14 protein-coding genes are annotated in these 16,735 nt (G+C 46.9%); 7 read left to right on the top strand and 7 right to left on the bottom strand.

The genetic code is table 11. From position 1 onward, the window contains the following. Positions 1 to 363 precede the first annotated feature (363 nt). Both DKT73_RS19725 and DKT73_RS19720 read left to right on the top strand, forming a co-directional pair. Positions 364 to 1,800, top strand: coding sequence for an MBL fold metallo-hydrolase RNA specificity domain-containing protein (locus DKT73_RS19725; RefSeq protein ID WP_111640236.1), 1,437 nt, complete (start codon positions 364 to 366; stop codon positions 1,798 to 1,800). 1,196 nt (positions 1,801 to 2,996) lie between these two features. Continuing rightward, positions 2,997 to 3,476 carry an REP-associated tyrosine transposase gene (locus tag DKT73_RS19720; RefSeq protein ID WP_111640235.1) on the top strand — a complete coding sequence of 160 codons (480 nt, stop codon included), beginning with the start codon at positions 2,997 to 2,999 and terminating at the stop codon, positions 3,474 to 3,476. A gap of 244 nt (positions 3,477 to 3,720) precedes the next feature. Here DKT73_RS19720 and DKT73_RS19715 read toward each other — a convergent pair whose 3' ends face one another. From DKT73_RS19715 to DKT73_RS19685, 7 genes are all read right to left on the bottom strand, one after another. Then, the gene (locus DKT73_RS19715) at positions 3,721 to 4,056 is read right to left on the bottom strand and encodes a HepT-like ribonuclease domain-containing protein (RefSeq protein ID WP_111640234.1); all 336 of its coding nucleotides are present in this window, start codon (positions 4,054 to 4,056) and stop codon (positions 3,721 to 3,723) included. Further along, a complete protein-coding gene (locus DKT73_RS19710; RefSeq protein ID WP_111640233.1) occupies positions 4,053 to 4,343 on the bottom strand; it encodes a nucleotidyltransferase family protein in 291 nt (96 codons plus the stop codon). Before DKT73_RS19710 ends, DKT73_RS19715 begins: the two co-directional genes overlap by 4 nt. A gap of 755 nt (positions 4,344 to 5,098) precedes the next feature. Beyond that, entirely contained in the window at positions 5,099 to 5,416 is a 318-nt protein-coding gene (locus DKT73_RS19705) for a nucleotidyltransferase family protein (RefSeq protein WP_111640232.1), read from the bottom strand. Then, positions 5,413 to 5,817: an HI0074 family nucleotidyltransferase substrate-binding subunit gene (locus DKT73_RS19700; RefSeq protein WP_111640231.1), complete on the bottom strand. Its 405-nt coding sequence runs from the start codon at positions 5,815 to 5,817 to the stop codon at positions 5,413 to 5,415. The genes DKT73_RS19705 and DKT73_RS19700 overlap by 4 nt, the downstream gene beginning before the upstream one ends. Before the next feature lie 519 nt (positions 5,818 to 6,336). Then, positions 6,337 to 7,281 carry a Wzz/FepE/Etk N-terminal domain-containing protein gene (locus tag DKT73_RS19695; protein ID WP_111640230.1) on the bottom strand — a complete coding sequence of 315 codons (945 nt, stop codon included), beginning with the start codon at positions 7,279 to 7,281 and terminating at the stop codon, positions 6,337 to 6,339. Positions 7,282 to 7,423: 142 nt separating this feature from the next. Further along, positions 7,424 to 10,030: an SLBB domain-containing protein gene (locus tag DKT73_RS19690; RefSeq protein WP_111640229.1), complete on the bottom strand. Its 2,607-nt coding sequence runs from the start codon at positions 10,028 to 10,030 to the stop codon at positions 7,424 to 7,426. Between the two features lie 70 nt (positions 10,031 to 10,100). Beyond that, complete coding sequence (locus tag DKT73_RS19685; RefSeq protein WP_232827944.1) at positions 10,101 to 11,453, bottom strand: capsule assembly Wzi family protein; 1,353 nt, start codon at positions 11,451 to 11,453, stop codon at positions 10,101 to 10,103. A 376-nt stretch (positions 11,454 to 11,829) separates the two neighbouring features. Between DKT73_RS19685 and DKT73_RS19680 the strand changes: the two genes are divergently transcribed. From DKT73_RS19680 to DKT73_RS19660, 5 genes are all read left to right on the top strand, one after another. Further along, positions 11,830 to 12,174, top strand: coding sequence for a hypothetical protein (locus DKT73_RS19680; protein WP_111640228.1), 345 nt, complete (start codon positions 11,830 to 11,832; stop codon positions 12,172 to 12,174). 66 nt (positions 12,175 to 12,240) lie between these two features. After that, entirely contained in the window at positions 12,241 to 12,993 is a 753-nt protein-coding gene (locus DKT73_RS19675) for a YjbF family lipoprotein (RefSeq protein ID WP_111640227.1), read from the top strand. Continuing rightward, a complete protein-coding gene (locus DKT73_RS19670; protein WP_111640226.1) occupies positions 12,990 to 13,745 on the top strand; it encodes a capsule biosynthesis GfcC D2 domain-containing protein in 756 nt (251 codons plus the stop codon). Before DKT73_RS19675 ends, DKT73_RS19670 begins: the two co-directional genes overlap by 4 nt. After that, a complete protein-coding gene (locus tag DKT73_RS19665) occupies positions 13,745 to 15,967 on the top strand; it encodes a YjbH domain-containing protein (protein ID WP_111640225.1) in 2,223 nt (740 codons plus the stop codon). The genes DKT73_RS19670 and DKT73_RS19665 overlap by 1 nt, the downstream gene beginning before the upstream one ends. Before the next feature lie 259 nt (positions 15,968 to 16,226). Further along, positions 16,227 to 16,679 (top strand): REP-associated tyrosine transposase, encoded by a 453-nt coding sequence (locus DKT73_RS19660; RefSeq protein WP_111640224.1) that lies wholly within the window; start codon positions 16,227 to 16,229, stop codon positions 16,677 to 16,679. Positions 16,680 to 16,735 lie beyond the last annotated feature (56 nt).

Genomic DNA, 16,735 nt, shown 5'->3' with positions numbered 1-16,735 from the left:
AATGGATATAGAGGAACGACCGTTATCCGGCGTTGGACGGTTGTCGTTGGGTAATGTGGTTGGTGGTTTCGTAGGGCATCATGAACGCAGCGTAATGTGCCGTTTGACGACGTTGTTTTTTCGTAGGGCATCATGAACGAAGTGTAATGTGCCGTTTGGTGACGTTGGTTGGGATGTCAGATTACGCCTCGTGCCTCGTCTCATCTGACCTACGGGATGGGTTGGTGTAGATAATGTGGTTGGTGGTTTCGTAGGGCATCATGAACGCAGTGTAATGTGCCGTTTGATGATGCGGGTTTGATGTTGGTCTGGTTGATGGTATACCCTTGATACTTGTTAAAAAAATAATGCAGAGGGATTTGTATGCTAGATATTAGGCACCACGGTGCGGTTCAGGGGGTGACTGGGTCTTGCCATGAGTTGTTGATAGATGAAGACAATTCGGTATTGGTGGATATTGGCTTGTTTCAGGGGGCGGAGACCTCGGGCGCTGGAGCGGATTCGAATCAGTTGGCGATTGAGTTTGATGTATCGACGGTGCGGGCTTTGGTGGTGACGCATGTGCATATCGATCATGTGGGCCGTTTGCCGTATTTGTTGGCAGCGGGGTTTACGGGGCCGATTTATTGCTCTAAACCCAGTGCCGAGTTATTGCCTTTGGTGATTGAAGACGCACTGAAGGTGGGTGTAACGCGCAATGCCAGTATTATTGAGACGTGTTTGGCGCGTTTGGCATCGCAGTTGGTGCCGTTAGAATACAAAACTTGGACCGCTATTCCGCTGCTCGGAAAGGGCTCCAACGTACAGGTGCGTTTGTGTCGGGCGGGGCATATTTTGGGGTCAGCGTATGTGACGTTTCGGGTCACCCACCCCCCGTTAAAAGCCGTCGGAAAAAAGTATCACGATGTGGTGTTTTCGGGGGATTTGGGCGCGCCCTATTCGCCTTTGCTGCCTGCGCCGCAGTCGCCTTATCGCGCCGATCAGTTGGTTTTAGAAAGTACTTATGGCGATAGAAACCATGAAAACCGCGCGACGCGTCGTCAAAAACTGCAGCAAAGTTTAGAGCACGCGTTGCACGATTCGGGTACGGTACTGATACCAGCATTTAGTATTGGCCGTACACAAGAATTGCTCTACGAGCTGGAGCACATCATTCACCAGAACAAGCAAAAAGCCGTGAGCAAAACCCGCTCTGGTGTTTCGTTACACTGGGAAGACATTGATATCATTATCGACTCCCCGCTGGCCAGTCGTTTTACCCGTGTTTATCGATCTCTTGAGCCCTTCTGGGATGCGGAAGCCAAACGCCGCGTGAAGGCGGGGCGGCATCCGTTGAGTTTTGATCAAGTCACCACGATAGACGACCATGCCACCCATTTACAAACTGTGTCTTATCTACAACGCCAAACCCGCCCAGCTATTGTGATTGCCGCCTCGGGCATGTGTGCTGGCGGTCGTATTGTGAATTATTTAAAGGCCTTATTGGGCGATGAACGTAACGATGTGTTGTTCGTAGGTTATCAGGCCGCGGGGACGCCAGGACGAGATATTTTGCGGTATCACGATAAACCAAATGGTTATGTGGTGTTTGATGGGGAGCGTTATGCCATTAATGCCAAGGTACAGCAGATCAGCGGTTATTCCGCCCACGCCGGGCAACGGGATTTATTGAATTTTATCAAGCGTATGCGCGTCCCACCGAAGAAAGTGCATTTGGTGCATGGGGACGACAATGCCAAGCAAACCTTAAAGGGATTGATTGAAATAGAACATCCAGCGTGTGAGGTGGTGGTGCCGTAGGAAATAAAAGTTTGATGATGTTGTTTTTTTCGTAGGGCATCATGAACGAAGTGTAATGTGCCGTTTGACGACGTTGTGTTTTCGTAGGGCATCATGAACGAAGTGTAATGTGCCGTTTGACGACGTTGTGTTTTCGTAGGGCATCATGAACGAAGTGTAATGTGCCGTTTGATGATGCGGGTTGGGGATATCAGATTACGCCTCGTGCCTCGTCTCATCTGACCTACGGGATGTGATGCGTATAGTTGGTTTGTAATGTGTTTTCGTAGGGCATCATGAACGAAGTGTAATGTGCCGGTTGATGATGCGGTTTTTTCGTAGGGCATCATGAACGAAGTGTAATGTGCCGTTTGATGATGCGAGTTGGGGATGTCAGATTACGCCTCGTGCCTCGTCTCATCTGACCTACGATATATGATGCGCATAGTTGGTTTGTGATGTCAGATTACGCCTCGTGCCTCGTCTCATCTGACCTACGGGATATTATGCGTATAGTTGGTTTGTAATGTCAGATTACGCCTCGTACCTCGTCTCATCTGACCTACGATATATGATGCGCATAGTTGGTTTGTGATGTCAGATTACGCCTCGTGCCTCGTCTCATCTGACCTACGGGATATTATGCGTATAGTTGGTTTGTAATGTCAGATTACGCCTCGTACCTCGTCTCATCTGACCTACGATATATGATGCGCATAGTTGGTTTGTGATGTCAGATTACGCCTCGTGCCTCGTCTCATCTGACCTACGGGATATTATGCGTATAGTTGGTTTGTAATGTCAGATTACGCCTCGTACCTCGTCTCATCTGACCTACGATATATGATGCGCATAGTTGGTTTGTGATGTCAGATTACGCCTCGTGCCTCGTCTCATCTGACCTACGGGATATTATGCGTATAGTTGGTTTGTAATGTCAGATTACGCCTCGTACCTCGTCTCATCTGACCTACGATATATGATGCGCATAGTTGGTTTGTGATGTCAGATTACGCCTCGTGCCTCGTCTCATCTGACCTACGGGATATTATGCGTATAGTTGGTTTGTAATGTCAGATTACGCCTCGTACCTCGTCTCATCTGACCTACGATATATGATGCGCATAGTTGGTTTGTGATGTCAGATTACGCCTCGTACCTCGTCTCATCTGACCTACGGGATGGGTTGGTGTAAGATATTTTTTGGGAGGGCATGGATGCCTAGATATATTAGAAGTAAGCGTTTTGGCGGTACGTTTTTCTTTACTGTGACGGTCAAGGATCGACATTCTTCTGTTCTGGTTGATCATGTTGATCTTTTACGTGAGAGTGTTCGATACGTAAAATCTCGACGACCATTTGATATTATTGCATGGGTGGTTTTGCCCGATCATATCCATGCCATTTGGCGATTACCAAAAGGAGATAATGATTTTTCGCGGCGTTGGCAGTTAATTAAAATTTTGTTTACCAAGAAGCTAAAAAATCAAACACACCATCAATCGAGTATTTGGCAAAATCGTTTTTGGGAACATGAGATCAAATCAGATGACGATTTGAGAGCCCATATCCATTATTGTTATTTAAACCCCGTAAAACATGGTTACGTTTTTTCAACACGTGATTGGCCATATTCAAGTTTTCATCGCGATGTGAAATTGGGATTGTTTGATATTCATTGGAATGGGGTATTTTAGAGCAAATAAGTGTAATGTGCCGGTTGATGACGTTGTTTTTTCGTAGGGCATCATGAACGAAGTGTAATGTGCCGGTTGATGATGTGTTGGTGGTTTCGTAGGGCATCATGAACGAAGTGTAATGTGCCGGTTGATGATGTGTTGGTGATTTCGTAGGGCATCATGAACGAAGTGTAATGTGCCGTTTGATGACGTTGGTTTTTCGTAGGGCATCATGAGATCAACATTATGATCCTTTTGCTTTCTAAGCGCTACCGTCAAGCATTTTATGCATAACCAGCTCTAAGGGATATAAATGCTCTTCAATAACAGATTTAATTGTTACGGGATCTATATCTCCCAGATAGTTGTGTACCAATATATTTCTGAAGCCACTGATTTCTGTCCAGGGTATATCCGGGTATGCAGACTTCAACTCTTCCGGTAGCCTCTGCGTAGCTTCCGACATTGTCTGGAGGTTTCTGACCGCCGCATCATAAAGAATATCATCTTCGGCTATGTCACCACGTACCATGATGCGCCGGATTTTAGTCATACTGTCCAAAATATGATGCGCATAGGGTTGCCATGCTTTGCTCATAGCTCTATTGACTCATGCATTACAGTACTACGAATATATTTATTCAGTTCATGCTCCGGAATGAGGTCGACTTTCCGACCTAACAGGGCTTCCAGTGACTGCTTAAATTTCATTCGCTGTTTGAATAAATCGTACCCTTCAGGGAATTCAACCAGAAAATCAACATCACTGTCTTCGGTGTCTTCACCGCGCGCAACAGACCCAAACACCCGCACATGGCTCGCACCGTATTGGTGAGCCAGAGCGTTAATCGCATCTTTTTTTGCATTCAATGTCTGTAATAACATGTTTATGCCACCTAATTGATCTGCACGTGCCTCAAAGATTTTGACGAATTTATGCGGATCGTTCAATAAGTGAATGATGGTAATTTAAGGTAAGGGATTATGCAAATAATGCGTTTAAAGATTGTTTATAAAATGAGCGCTTTTGTCGGCCGTATGAGGAAAATATGACCTTTATCTAGTTCGAAGTGTAATGTGCCGGTTGATGACGTTGTTTTTTCGTAGGGCATCATGAACGAAGTGTAATGTGCCGTTTGATGATGTGGTTTTTTTCGTAGGGCATCATGAACGAAGTGTAATGTGCCGGTTGATGACGTTGTTTTTTTCGTAGGGCATCATGAACGAAGTGTAATGTGCCGTTTGATGACGTTGGTTTTTTTCGTAGGGCATCATGAACGAAGTGTAATGTGCCGGTTGATGATGTGTTGGTGGTTTTGTAGGGCATCATGAACGAAGTGTAATGTGCCGTTTGATGATGCGGGTTGGGAATGTCAGATTACGCCTCGTGCCTCGTCTCATCTGACCTACGAGATGGACAGGGATAAGGGACAGAGCGAGTGCAAAACCCCATCCTAGCCTTCCCCTTCAAAGACACAAGGGGAAGGAACAGTGACAAATATCAATGGAAAATGTCTTCTATTTTCTCGGCGGAGCGTAATGTGCCGTTGGTAGTTTCGTGATGTTTTCGTAGGCCGGATGAGGGAGGCACGACCGTTATCCGGCGTTGGGTGGTGTTGCAGGTTGGTTTACGCATTGACTCATTTGTTGAGCTCAATTTTTCGTCCATATTGTGCTATGTGTGCCAGCATTTCTTCGGATTTTATGGTGTTTAAATCTAAGATATCAAAGAAATAGGGGAAGGTGGTTTCTTCATTGAGCTGGTTAGATAACCGTGCAACCACTGAGTGGTCTAGTTTATTTCCAGAGATAACGATGTCTACGTCAGAACCTGGCTTGTAGGTACCTTTGGCCCTTGACCCAAAAATCATTACAGATTCTATCTCATGAAAGCTTTGGATGATGCTATTTAGCTCTTCAAGCTCTGTTGAGGTTAACCCAAAGTCGGCTTCCATCATTTGGTTAGTCTCTGAGTAAAGTTTCGATGAAAATCCTTTAAGATTGGGTAATAAGTCGACTTTATTTTTAGCTCGACGAGTTGAGCGGTTTCCTCTTGATAAGTGTGCACTGTTAAATTTCTGTCGCTCAGGGCCTCTAGCCATTCTTTGCCGTTTCCAATCAGCTGATATTGAAACGCGGTTTTTATTGCGTCACGTGGGCTGCTTATCGAAAAGCCTTCTTCTTCTTGATAGTCTTTCAGCACTTTCCAAGCGAGCTCAAAGGATATTTCGAAAAACTGAATCATTCCTGCACGTTCAATAACAGATAGTTTTTCCAGCTCAGTGGTGGTTTTCAGCAGCATAAAACTTCTAGAAAAGTTTTGAAATCGTTGCTTCCAGCGTGATTCATGATAGTTCATATATTCATTCCAAATACACTATAACGACAAAAATCATACTAACAAAATGCAGCGCGGTTGACCATTAGTGACTATGCGTTCCCACGCAGGAGCGTGGGAACGAGCAAAAACACATTGTCACTGCGTTCTAACTGCGCCCAGTGAATGTTGGTTGAGAATGTCAGATTACGCCTCGTGCCTCGTCTCATCTGACCTACGGGATGGGTTGGTGTGGATCATGTGGATGGTGGTTTCGTAGGGCATCATGAACGAAGTGTAATGTGCCGGTTGATGACGTTGTTTTTTTCGTAGGGCATCATGAACGAAGTGTAATGTGCCGTTTGGTGATGTGTTGGTGGTTTCGTAGGGCATCATGAACGAAGTGTAATGTGCCGGTTGATGATGCGGGTTGATGATGTCAGATTACGCCTCGTGCCTCGTCTCATCTGACCTACGGGATGTGATGCGTATAGTTGGTTGGGGATGTCAGATTACGCCTCGTGCTTCGGCGAATCTGACATATGGGGTGCTGGTTGTGGGTTAGTCTTTTTTGGCGAAGGCGAAGCGGATGAGTACGATGCCCATGCCGAGCATGCCGCCAAGCAGTGTAGCGATGATACACATGATTGCGCGTTTAGGGCCGGCTTTTTCTTCTGGTACGACGGCTGGGTCGATGGTTTTAAAAACAAATTCATCTTGTACCTGTGCCAGCATGAGGTTTTTGGTTTGCTCTTCTATCAACTGATAAAAGACAGATTGCATATCGGATATGCTGGTTTTTTTGATTTGCTCTTCTAGATAGCCAATATTGCGACGTGTTTCGTCTAATGATTTCTCTTTCATCCACGCGTTTAAATCTGTCACTAACCAGTCCACCCACTGTTTAGCAATACTAGGAGACAAGTGTGTTACGGATAAAGTAATAAGACCTGTGTCCTTGCTGAAGGATACAGAAAGAATCCCCCTTAATGCGCCGTACGCTCTCCAGTCTGACGGCTTTAATGATTTCCCCGCTTCGTTAGTAAGCCATTGCTTTGCTTGAGCATCATAGAGATCAGGATTGAATATCAACTTATCTTGAGATCTATCCCATTCCTTTGTCGCCATCAGTGGAACCAATATGTCGTATTTTTCAATAAATGCATTAAGGAACTGACGGGATTGTAGGGTAGCTAACGCAATGGCTTTGCCGTCGGCACCACCGCCACCTAAGTTAATACCAGCAAGCGAGGCAAGGCCGCCAAATTGCGCTGCCATGCCTGCCAAACCACCCGATTTACTGTCGCTCGCAGAGGCTAATGTGGCTTCTGCCTTATAAATATTGGGTTGTGATAAGGCGTAAAACACGCCCCCTACGGCAAACACGAAGGTGGTAAACATAATGATCCATTTACCCTTCCAAAGCGCTATGAACAGCTCTTTTAGGTCTATTTCGTCATCGTGGTGCGGATACGGTTGGGAAGGAAAGTTGTACTTATCGTTCATTGTCATTCTTCGCTTTAAAGTGTGCATGGCATAGAAAAAAGAGCTGGTCATAAGCGGTAAAGTCATGCCAGTCGGTTCGCAATATGCTTAGTTGACTGGCATGTGGGCGCGCCCTCTTTACCCCTTATGACGGCGTGTTAGATCAATCTTTGATCGCACTCCAGGCTACACCAATCTGGTAGAGTATTTGAGTTGCCGTCGATAAGGTGCTCAAGCCATCTAGGTAGTCGGTGTTGATCGGTACTATGATGGTATCACCAGGTTCCAACGGGGCATAATTACGGCTAAACCAGAAAGAGTTGTTTGGCAATTCAACCGAGCCATTGGCTTTGACGATGTAAATGCGGTCTGTGTCTGCCTGACGTTTTGTCCCCCCTGCCGAAGCAATGTACTCTTCAACGGTTAACACTGGGTTGTAGGTGTGATTCGAGGCAAACTGCACCTCGCCCACTATACTGACCACAGGGTTTAAGGCTGGCACAAACAGCTTGTCGCCTTTTTCTAACATTAAGTTCGCTAGAATGTCGCCTTTCATTGCGTCGTTCAGGTCTATTACCAAACGCCCTAGTGGTACTACATTATCCAGCTGATCCACCACGGCAATGGCCTGTGCTGGGTCTGACACCGCCGTTGAACCTTGGCGACGCAGCGACATGGCGCTGATTTCTTGTTTGAGTTGTGCGTTGATAAACTTCAGTCTTTCCGCTTCCTGACGCTTTAAGCTTTCACGGCTAAACACCGCCCCAGAAGGATACGCGAACTCGGTAAAACCACCGGCTCGTTCTACTACGTCTTTTAAGGTTTCACCGCGTCTAAAGGTGTAGGTACCAGGAAAAACAAACTCCCCTTGCAGCTCAACCACCATACCTTCCTGCCAGCCTGGCTGGGATTTTACGATCAAATGGTCTTGGGCACTCAAGGCCACTGGGTATTTACCACTGATGGCGTCTTTTAACGAAAAGTTGATACGGTCAATGGTTGATCTATCGCCTTCGCTTTTTCGGCGCGTTAGCTCGGCTGACGTCAGGTAGGCATCTTGTGTCAGACCACCTGCGGCAGCGAGTAGAGACGCCACATTGGCGTTTTTCGGTAAGGGGTACAGGCCAGGGAATTTAACCGCGCCGGACACTTCAATTAATTTCGCTGGATTGCCGTAACTGGCTTGCTCTTTTAATCTGTCCATAATGGGTCTAAGCAAGGCTTCTCGGCTGGCTTTTCGCAGTTCTGCAGCGTCGGACGCTACTTCTGCCCCAGCAATGTTCAGTGTTGCGCTTTCATCTTGTTCAACCACCGCTCCGGTTTCTACGTCCACCGTTTCACGGGCTTTGTCTATCCCAGACGGCTTAGCTTTGCTGTTTGCATAAGAATCAAACCAATACCCTTGTGCAAGACCGTTATCAAATACGAAGATTTGGTCTTTTTCTTGTAGCGTTAAGTTGGCCGCAGAATTCTGCTGAGTTAAGGCATCTAATAAGCTGAATTGGTAAATTTCAATGGCTTGATTGGCGTTCACTTCACGTACCAATAAGGCGTAGTTAAGGTCGGCGGTTGGCTTTAGGCCATCGTCCATGGAGCCAATGGCGTCGCTGACCTTCATGCCTCGGGTAAAATTCAGCGCGCCCTGTCTGACCACTTCACCGCGCACAGCAACGGCATTGCGTAAAGATGTGGAAGCAGCGGACACGTTTACGTCGTCGCCATTTTGTAGCTTAAAGCCCCGTCCTGCTGACGTCGCAAGGTCCAAATTAAACAGCTGCAATCCGTTTGCCGTAGCTCGGCGCACAGTGACGCGCGACAAATAGGCTTGGGGCTTTGCCCCACCGGCTAACGACAATAATTGCCCCACTGTAGTATCGCCTTTGGTTTCATACACCGCAGGGCGTGTCACTTGGCCCTCTATGGTGAGACTGTTGTCACGAAGCGGAATAAAAAGCGTGTCGCCAGAGGAAAGACGCAGGTCTTTTGAGGTATCGCCTTTGAGCAATAAATCGTATAGGTCAAACTCTGACACCACTTGACCTTTACGCATTAATTTAATATGACGCAAGCTGCCGGACTTTTTCACGCCACCGCTGGCGATCAACGCTTGGGTAATGGTGGTTAAGCCGTTTACATTGTAGGCGCCGGGTTGTATGGCTTCCCCCACGATATAGACTTGCATGGTGCGCATGGCGCCCATGGTGACAGACACATCCACACCGATGGTTTTGTTTTTAATCACGTCATTGAGCTGTTGGCGTAACTGGGCGAATGTTTGCCCTGCTACGGCCACAGGGCCAATGTCGGGAAGGTTAATCGAGCCATCTCTGTCTATAGTTAACGATAGATTCTGATTGGTTTTACCAAAAATCTGCACGCTGATCACATCACCTGGGCCCATTTGATAATCGAGCGGCACAGGCAAATTATCCACTATGGTTAAACCTAGGCTATTGTTGCCAAACACATCGTAACCAAACTGAGTCAAGCCACCACTGTTGTCTGCCGCACCCTGAGGGACGGGCTCCGGTTTTGCTTCGCTCACAACGGGTTCCAAGACCGGTGCCTGTTGCACGGGGGCGGTTACTGTATTGGCCGCACCTCCGGTCAAGGAACCAAGATCCACACCATATTGACGGGCCAGCGCTTCTTGTTGCGCCTGAGGCAAATTCTGAAACTGGCTAATCTGCTCTGCAGTCGGTGTAAAAGCGAGCAGATTTCCCGCTAGCGTCATCATTAGTATTGGTAAGAGTCGTTTTTTGAATCGCATACTGTGGTCTATTTAGGTTCAATTAAAATTGGATTGCTGTTCATTCAAATACTGTTTTTATGAGTCGTGTTTAAAAACGAAACTCATAGCCAGCCCATATATTGCTTTGCTTATCACTGTTACCCGTACGTTGATACCCCGCCCCTACTCGCACCATTCCGGCAAGTGCTGGCAAGTTATAAGTGAACTGGCTGGTTTTTATGGTTTCGTCATCTAGGGTCGAGTTCTGGTAGCTTAAACCTATCTGATGATCGTTTTTAAGCTGCAAATACAAGGCAACGGAAACGCTGTCGTCTAGCTCGTAGCTTGTATTAGCAACGCTGTCAGTAATAGATGGATAACGCCCAGACAGCCATGGGGTGGTGTCATGGGCGTCGGTCGTTTGTTGCGATTCCAACACAATACGAGCCATGTTCTCCCCCATCGGGAAGCTGCCCGTCCACCCCAATAACCACGCGCCTAATTCAGACTCGGTGGCGGTTGAGGCGGCTTCGGCATACACGCTGTGATAAAAACTGGCCACACTGGGTAAGGTCAGCTTCGCATCCAGCGCGAGCTGTTTTTCATCTTGTATCGAATCGATGTCAGAAAACCAAGCCTGGTAGGTAATACCGTATTCAAATAGCGAGAGCGGCTTTGATACCAAACGGGTTGCACTGTGGTAATCGTAATCAGAGCCGGCTGGCTGCGCCACGATGCTTTCGATACTCCATACCCCCAGCACAGCATTTTGGCCTATGTAACTCACGCTTACGTCAGGGGCGGCTTTGGCGTATGAACCAAGAATAAGATTATGTTGCCAACCTTGTCCCCACCAACGGTCCACGTTGCCAATGGACCAGAGCCACGCTCCCGCACTGTAGGCTAGATAGCTGTCGTCCATGTTGAGACTGGTGTCGTCTTGGTATTCGCTGTAACCCGCCGTCAGACGGTAAGAGAACACATTCCCCAAGTTTTCCACACTGGTGTATATGCCCTTTTCGTCTTCGTTGAACTGACCAAAACCCGACGGCAATGCGGAACTCGATCCATTGACGACTTTGAACAGGCGATTACCGCGATTCAATTTGGCTGTGTTGAGTGTGTAAAGTAGCTGCTGATTAGCAACGAATACAAGGTCACGGCTACTATTTGTGTAGGTTAAGTCATCACCAAATAAAGACCAACGCATAGGATAATGATTGACCGGTGAGGATATTTGACCGCTGTCAGACAAAAGTAATAATGAAGAACGCAGAAAAGGGTCATTGGCTTCTAACCAAGGCGATGCAAAGCTAACCATAGACGAACTCATTAAAAAAGACGCCAGTAACAGCTTGCTGAAAGCCTTGTTAACAGGACCGCGGCTGACGCCGATCTGCTTGAAAGCGCTGGATTTTGTGGCATTCGGAGACACAGTTTTATTGACGTTTGGCGAGGACATTAATAGCTCACATTTCCTTGTATTGATCGAGTTAACGCTTTCATGAGCATGCTTCGTATCAGACTATTATTAAGATGCCGCCCATAATGTCGTAAATCATGGCAAAAATAAAGACAGCTTACGCAATGCTTTCACAAAGCAAGGCGTTTTTTGAACACTTTTTTACATTTGATTATTCATGCCAAACATAGTTTTTTACAAAATAAGGGGTATTTTTATGTTGCTGACCTAGCGTAATGGCTAAAAAGTGCCGAAAAAGTGATTAAAAAATTAACAAATATCCCTTCCCCCAACTTACATTGTCACAATTCTTGCTCTAAAATCGGGGGTGAAGACTATTCTTCAAACATCGATGTTTAAATGATAAGGAAATATTATGAAACTTGTAACGATTGCTACTATTGTAGCACTTGGCCTAGCTAGCCAAGCATATGGTGAAGCGGCCGGTGCTGGAGCAGGCGCTGGTGGTGCGGGCGCAGGCGCTGGTGGTGCTGCGGGCGCAGGTGCCGGCGCAGGAGCTGGTGCGGCAGGTGCGGGTGCAGCGGCAGCGGGTGCTGGTGCAGCGGCGGGTGTTGGTGCAGCGACGGCAGCAGCAGTTGGTGGTTTGGCCGCAGCGGCCGCAGCGGCCGCAGCAGTGGCGGTGAGCGCAGCAGTTGCGTCAACGACAGACAGTACGCCGACGTCGACGTCCCCTATTGGTACGACTACTAATACAAATTAATACCTCCAAGCCACCTAATACCCATTAGGTGGCTTTTCTTTTCCCTTAATATGTATTGGTTGTTTCATGCGCTCTTTTTTTTATAACCTCCATTTTCCTTTTTTTATTTTCGCATTGACTTTAACGGGCTGTTCAGCCAACTTCAAAAGCAGCCTAGACTCGGCAAAAGCGGTGATCGGCTTAGATAACGCCATTACCCCTGAGTACATTACCTCTCTGCCTTATGCCAGTACCTTGGTCACTGTCAACGATACTCGCCCCTTGCTTTTGATTCTGACCTTTGCGGATTATAACCCTACCACACAGTCTTATAGACTGACTTGGTTAAGTCAGGATTCTGGTAGTATTGTCACTGAAAACGGCCGTATTATTCATACGACGGGGTTTACCAGCGATAACTTAGAAGCCTTGGCTTCTTTTGCTGGCAATAGCCGTCTTTCTCTTTCTGATCCGTTTATCAATACACTTCCCAAACCCAATAGCACAACATCATGGACGGCCAGATACGATTGGTCTCCTGGTTACCGCTATGGTTTTACCGCCCAAGTTGCCTCCCGCTCGCTTGGTATGGATACTGTGATATCCGAGCTATGGCGCCAAGACGCCGAACAGATCGCCGAAACCGTTAGATTTGAAAACCTAGATGCACACTTTACCAATCTTTTTTGGCTAACCCCCGCTACACCGACAATTCGCCCTTTTGTGGTGAAGAGCATCCAATATTTAGGGCCTAACATGGACAAGGTGGAAATGCTGATGGTGAAACCCTTTATTGAACCGCTTACGCCCGATACCGACAACGAGGATTCGCCGTTATGATGCCCTTCTCCACGACAGTTAAATTAAGAGGGCTGTTACTGACTGGCTTGCTGTGCCTCGCCACTTTGCCACAGAATGTGAAAGCCGATAACGCCCTCATTACGCTACTGCACAATCAAGTTACCCTGTCTTATCCGCAAGAAGTGCGCTTTTCTCAGATTTTGCAAGACGCTTATTCTCAGTCGCAATACCCGATATACCCTCTTGGCAGTGCGCTGATCAATCCAAATAAACAGTCTATCGTCATCAACCAAAAACGCACGGTTTCACGTCAACTGGCGGCGGTCAACACACCGGCTGCGAAACATATCGTACATTACCTCAATCGGTTGCATTTGGTTTATCGTGAGGATGCGGTCTTAGATCTTAATAAGGTTCGCACTCAACCTAAGCTCAACCCCTTAGTAAAAGGCGAATATTCACTGCTTTTGGCACAACGTCCAAATCACATTACGGTGTTTGACGCCGTAAAGGACCTAGTTAAGACGGTTCCTTTGAATAAAAGCGGTGAACTTCGCGACTACTTGGCGCAATTCTCTGGCGTAACCAAAGCGCAGCAGCCCTATGATTCGGTTTGGATTATTCAGGCTGACCGGAGCATTTACCAAGCCAAAGACTTGCAATGGAAAAACACCTTATATTTTCTCAGCCCCGGCGCCATGGTGTTTATTGGGCTGCCAAACTTGTCCGATGAACACCGCGATTTGAATGCCAATATCGCCCACCTGTTTGCTTTTCGCTTGGAGCCATAATGTCATTTAAACGTTTCTCTTTGACGACTTTTGTCACGGGTCTTGCCACGGGGTGCGGTGTTTTGCTGAGCAGCACGCTGCACGCAGAAGATAAGGCCTATTTTTCCCTACCTTTTCAAGGACCACAACTTAAACCCTCTCAGATGGATCTTGGTGGCGTTGGTTTGATCCAAATGCCATCTGGCCGTATGGCAGAAGAAGGCGCGTTCAGTTTTGGCTATAATGACAACAGTGAATACACCTTTTACACTGTGTCTTTGCAGCTGATGCCTTGGCTGGAAACCACGCTGCGTTATACTCAAGTTGATGATGTTCTTTATAGCGGCAGCGAAGACTTTAGTGGTGACACCAAATATACCGACAAAGGCATTGACGCTAAATTAAGGCTATTAAGAGAAAACCAATGGCGACCAGAAGTGTCCGTCGGTTTGCGTGATCTTGGTGGCACTGGGCTGTTTGATGGCGAATTTCTTGCGGCGACAAAACGCTTTTCGACCGATCACTATGGTGAATTTGACGTTACACTCGGGCTAGGCTGGGGCTATTTCGGTACGCGGGGCAACGTGAGTAACCCACTGTGTAATGCGGCCGATCGCTTCTGTGAACGTATTTCTGAGTATTCCGATAACGGCGGTTCCATCGACTACAATCGTTGGTTTACAGGCCCGGCATCCTTGTTCGCAGGGGTTGAATATCAGACCCCTTACGAGCCTTTGCGTTTAAAACTGGAATACGATGGCAACGACTACAGTCAGGACTTTCCAGTCACTCGTGGTCGTGTGGACATGACCCCCAAAACGCCTTGGAACTTTGGTGCGGTGTATGAAGTCAGCGATGGCTTTGACCTACGTTTAAGTTATGAACGCGGCACGACGGTGGCGCTGGGCTTTGTGTTATCGACCAACTTTAATACTATGAAAAGCCCCTGGATAGACAGCGCGCCCCCTGCGATGGGCAATGATCAACCTGCCACATTAAATGACGTGGATTGGCCCGCACTGGATCGTGAATTAGAAGACGTGGCTGGCTACAAAACCAGCAGGGTGTACCAACAAAACGACGCGGTAACCTTTGTCACGCAACAAACAAAATACCGTGACCGTGATGTCGCCACCGAAAGAGCCGCAGCCGTTATGGCAAACCACTTGCCAACGAACGTAAGCGCTTACAAAATCATTGAGGAATCACAAAATATTCCCGTGAAGTCGACCAAGGTATCGGCACAGGCTTATCGCAAAGTCGCGGCGGTGGATTACTTTAATCCCTCTATTAAAGACGCCATTATCGAGCTACCACCAGAAGACATTGATGATGATCCGTTGTACGACAATGTTGAACGCTTCAATTACGGTTTTGCTCCGCACTTAAGCCAATCTTTTGGCGGCCCAGAAAATTTTTATATCTACAGTCTTTCCATGAAAGGCGGCGCGTCTTATTGGCTTAGCCGACATCTGGAGTTATCCAGCTCTGTGTCGATTAATCTATTAGACAATTACGATAAGCTTAATTTCGACATTCCCTCAGACGGCACCTCTAATTACCGTGTTCGTACCCTAGTGCGGGCTTATGTACGCGACAACGACGCCAATTTGAATAACCTGCAACTGACCTGGTTTGACCGCTACGGACGTAATTGGTATCAGCAAGTTTATGGTGGTTATTTAGAAACCATGTTTGCTGGGTTCGGCACGGAAGTCTTGTATCGTCAGCCAAACGCTAACTGGGCCATTGGTGCAGACGTCAATGCGATTTCTCAGCGTGATCCCGACTCGGTGTTTGGTGTTTTTGCTGATGAAAACGCCTACGGCAATGGTACCAAAGTACTGGCCAGAGGCACGACGGGACATTTGTCTTTTTATTATCAACCTGAATGGTCGTTTTTAGAAGACACCCTGTTCCGTATCGACATGGGGAAATTTCTGGCCGCCGACGTTGGCGCCCGTTTTGACTTTTCTAAGCAGTTTGACAGCGGCATGATCATCGGCGCGTACGCCAGCCGAACCAATATGTCTGCAGAAGATTTCGGCGAAGGCAGCTTCACCAAAGGGTTTTATCTGTCTATTCCGTTCGATACCGTCTCGCTTAAACCGACTAACAGCCGAGGCTACCTGAACTGGCAACCTCTCACCCGCGACGGTGGCCAAATGCTAAGTAAACGCAACAGCTTATACGGCATAACCGACATGGTATCGCCTTGGTACCAACGACCTGCACAGAATTAATGCAGGTCGTTATTCAGGGTTATGTTTTTTGTACAAGATCGTGCTTTAGCGCGTCAAGGATGTTTCGCAAAGGCTGGATGCTTTTTGACGGCCTAAAGGCCGACCTACACGTGGTTGGGTTTGATAACATCGACTTTTGACGTTGATTTTTGTAGGTCGTGCTTTAGCGCGTCAAGGTTTTTTATTTAATGGTATGAGGATTGGTTTTTTGTAGGTCGGCCTTTAGGCCGTCAAGAAATCACATTTAAAAGGAGGCTTTATGTCATGGAGTGACCTAAGGAAAGGAAGGTTATCAGAACCCAACCGCGAATATTTCATTACGTTTAATACACTTGATAAAATTCCGTATTTCAATGACTTCTCTCTTGCTCATTTGTTTTGTAAACAAATAGAAGCAAATCAAAGACACCATAAATGCACATGGTTAACATGGGTTCTAATGCCAGATCACTTCCACGGCTTGGTAAAACTTGAAAAGCATAGCTCAACATTGCCGACCATTATTGGTAATTTGAAAGGTGCCAGTGCTTTTAACGTAAATAAACATCTAAAAAGAAGTGGTAAATTATGGCAACCCTCTTTTTATGACCGCGCGCTACGGGCTGAAGAAGACCGTCTTCATATTGCTCGCTATATTGTCGCAAACCCTTTACGAAAAGGGTTAGTTAAAAGCGTGAAAGACTACCCTTTTTGGAATTCATTGTATTTGTAAGTTTTGGTTTGGTGACATCGGCTTGTGACGTTGATTTTTGTAGGTCGTGCTTTAGC

Source organism: Marinomonas shanghaiensis (assembly GCF_003259175.1).
GTDB classification, from domain to species: domain Bacteria; phylum Pseudomonadota; class Gammaproteobacteria; order Pseudomonadales; family Marinomonadaceae; genus Marinomonas; species Marinomonas shanghaiensis.
Note: the sequence above shows the minus strand (reverse complement) of the source record. Positions and strands in the feature narration are given on the sequence as shown.

What these genes read in the sequence shown, in the direction of transcription:
- DKT73_RS19700 (WP_111640231.1), bottom strand. Translation starts at nt 5,817, where the DNA reads ATGAACTATCATGAATCACGCTGGAAGCAACGATTTCAAAACTTTTCT.
- DKT73_RS19695 (WP_111640230.1), bottom strand. Translation starts at nt 7,281, where the DNA reads ATGAACGATAAGTACAACTTTCCTTCCCAACCGTATCCGCACCACGAT.
- DKT73_RS19720 (WP_111640235.1), top strand. Translation starts at nt 2,997, where the DNA reads ATGCCTAGATATATTAGAAGTAAGCGTTTTGGCGGTACGTTTTTCTTT.
- DKT73_RS19670 (WP_111640226.1), top strand. Translation starts at nt 12,990, where the DNA reads ATGATGCCCTTCTCCACGACAGTTAAATTAAGAGGGCTGTTACTGACT.
- DKT73_RS19660 (WP_111640224.1), top strand. Translation starts at nt 16,227, where the DNA reads ATGTCATGGAGTGACCTAAGGAAAGGAAGGTTATCAGAACCCAACCGC.
- DKT73_RS19705 (WP_111640232.1), bottom strand. Translation starts at nt 5,416, where the DNA reads ATGATGGAAGCCGACTTTGGGTTAACCTCAACAGAGCTTGAAGAGCTA.
- DKT73_RS19725 (WP_111640236.1), top strand. Translation starts at nt 364, where the DNA reads ATGCTAGATATTAGGCACCACGGTGCGGTTCAGGGGGTGACTGGGTCT.
- DKT73_RS19690 (WP_111640229.1), bottom strand. Translation starts at nt 10,030, where the DNA reads ATGCGATTCAAAAAACGACTCTTACCAATACTAATGATGACGCTAGCG.
- DKT73_RS19685 (WP_232827944.1), bottom strand. Translation starts at nt 11,453, where the DNA reads ATGTCCTCGCCAAACGTCAATAAAACTGTGTCTCCGAATGCCACAAAA.
- DKT73_RS19715 (WP_111640234.1), bottom strand. Translation starts at nt 4,056, where the DNA reads ATGAGCAAAGCATGGCAACCCTATGCGCATCATATTTTGGACAGTATG.
- DKT73_RS19675 (WP_111640227.1), top strand. Translation starts at nt 12,241, where the DNA reads ATGCGCTCTTTTTTTTATAACCTCCATTTTCCTTTTTTTATTTTCGCA.
- DKT73_RS19680 (WP_111640228.1), top strand. Translation starts at nt 11,830, where the DNA reads ATGAAACTTGTAACGATTGCTACTATTGTAGCACTTGGCCTAGCTAGC.
- DKT73_RS19710 (WP_111640233.1), bottom strand. Translation starts at nt 4,343, where the DNA reads ATGTTATTACAGACATTGAATGCAAAAAAAGATGCGATTAACGCTCTG.
- DKT73_RS19665 (WP_111640225.1), top strand. Translation starts at nt 13,745, where the DNA reads ATGTCATTTAAACGTTTCTCTTTGACGACTTTTGTCACGGGTCTTGCC.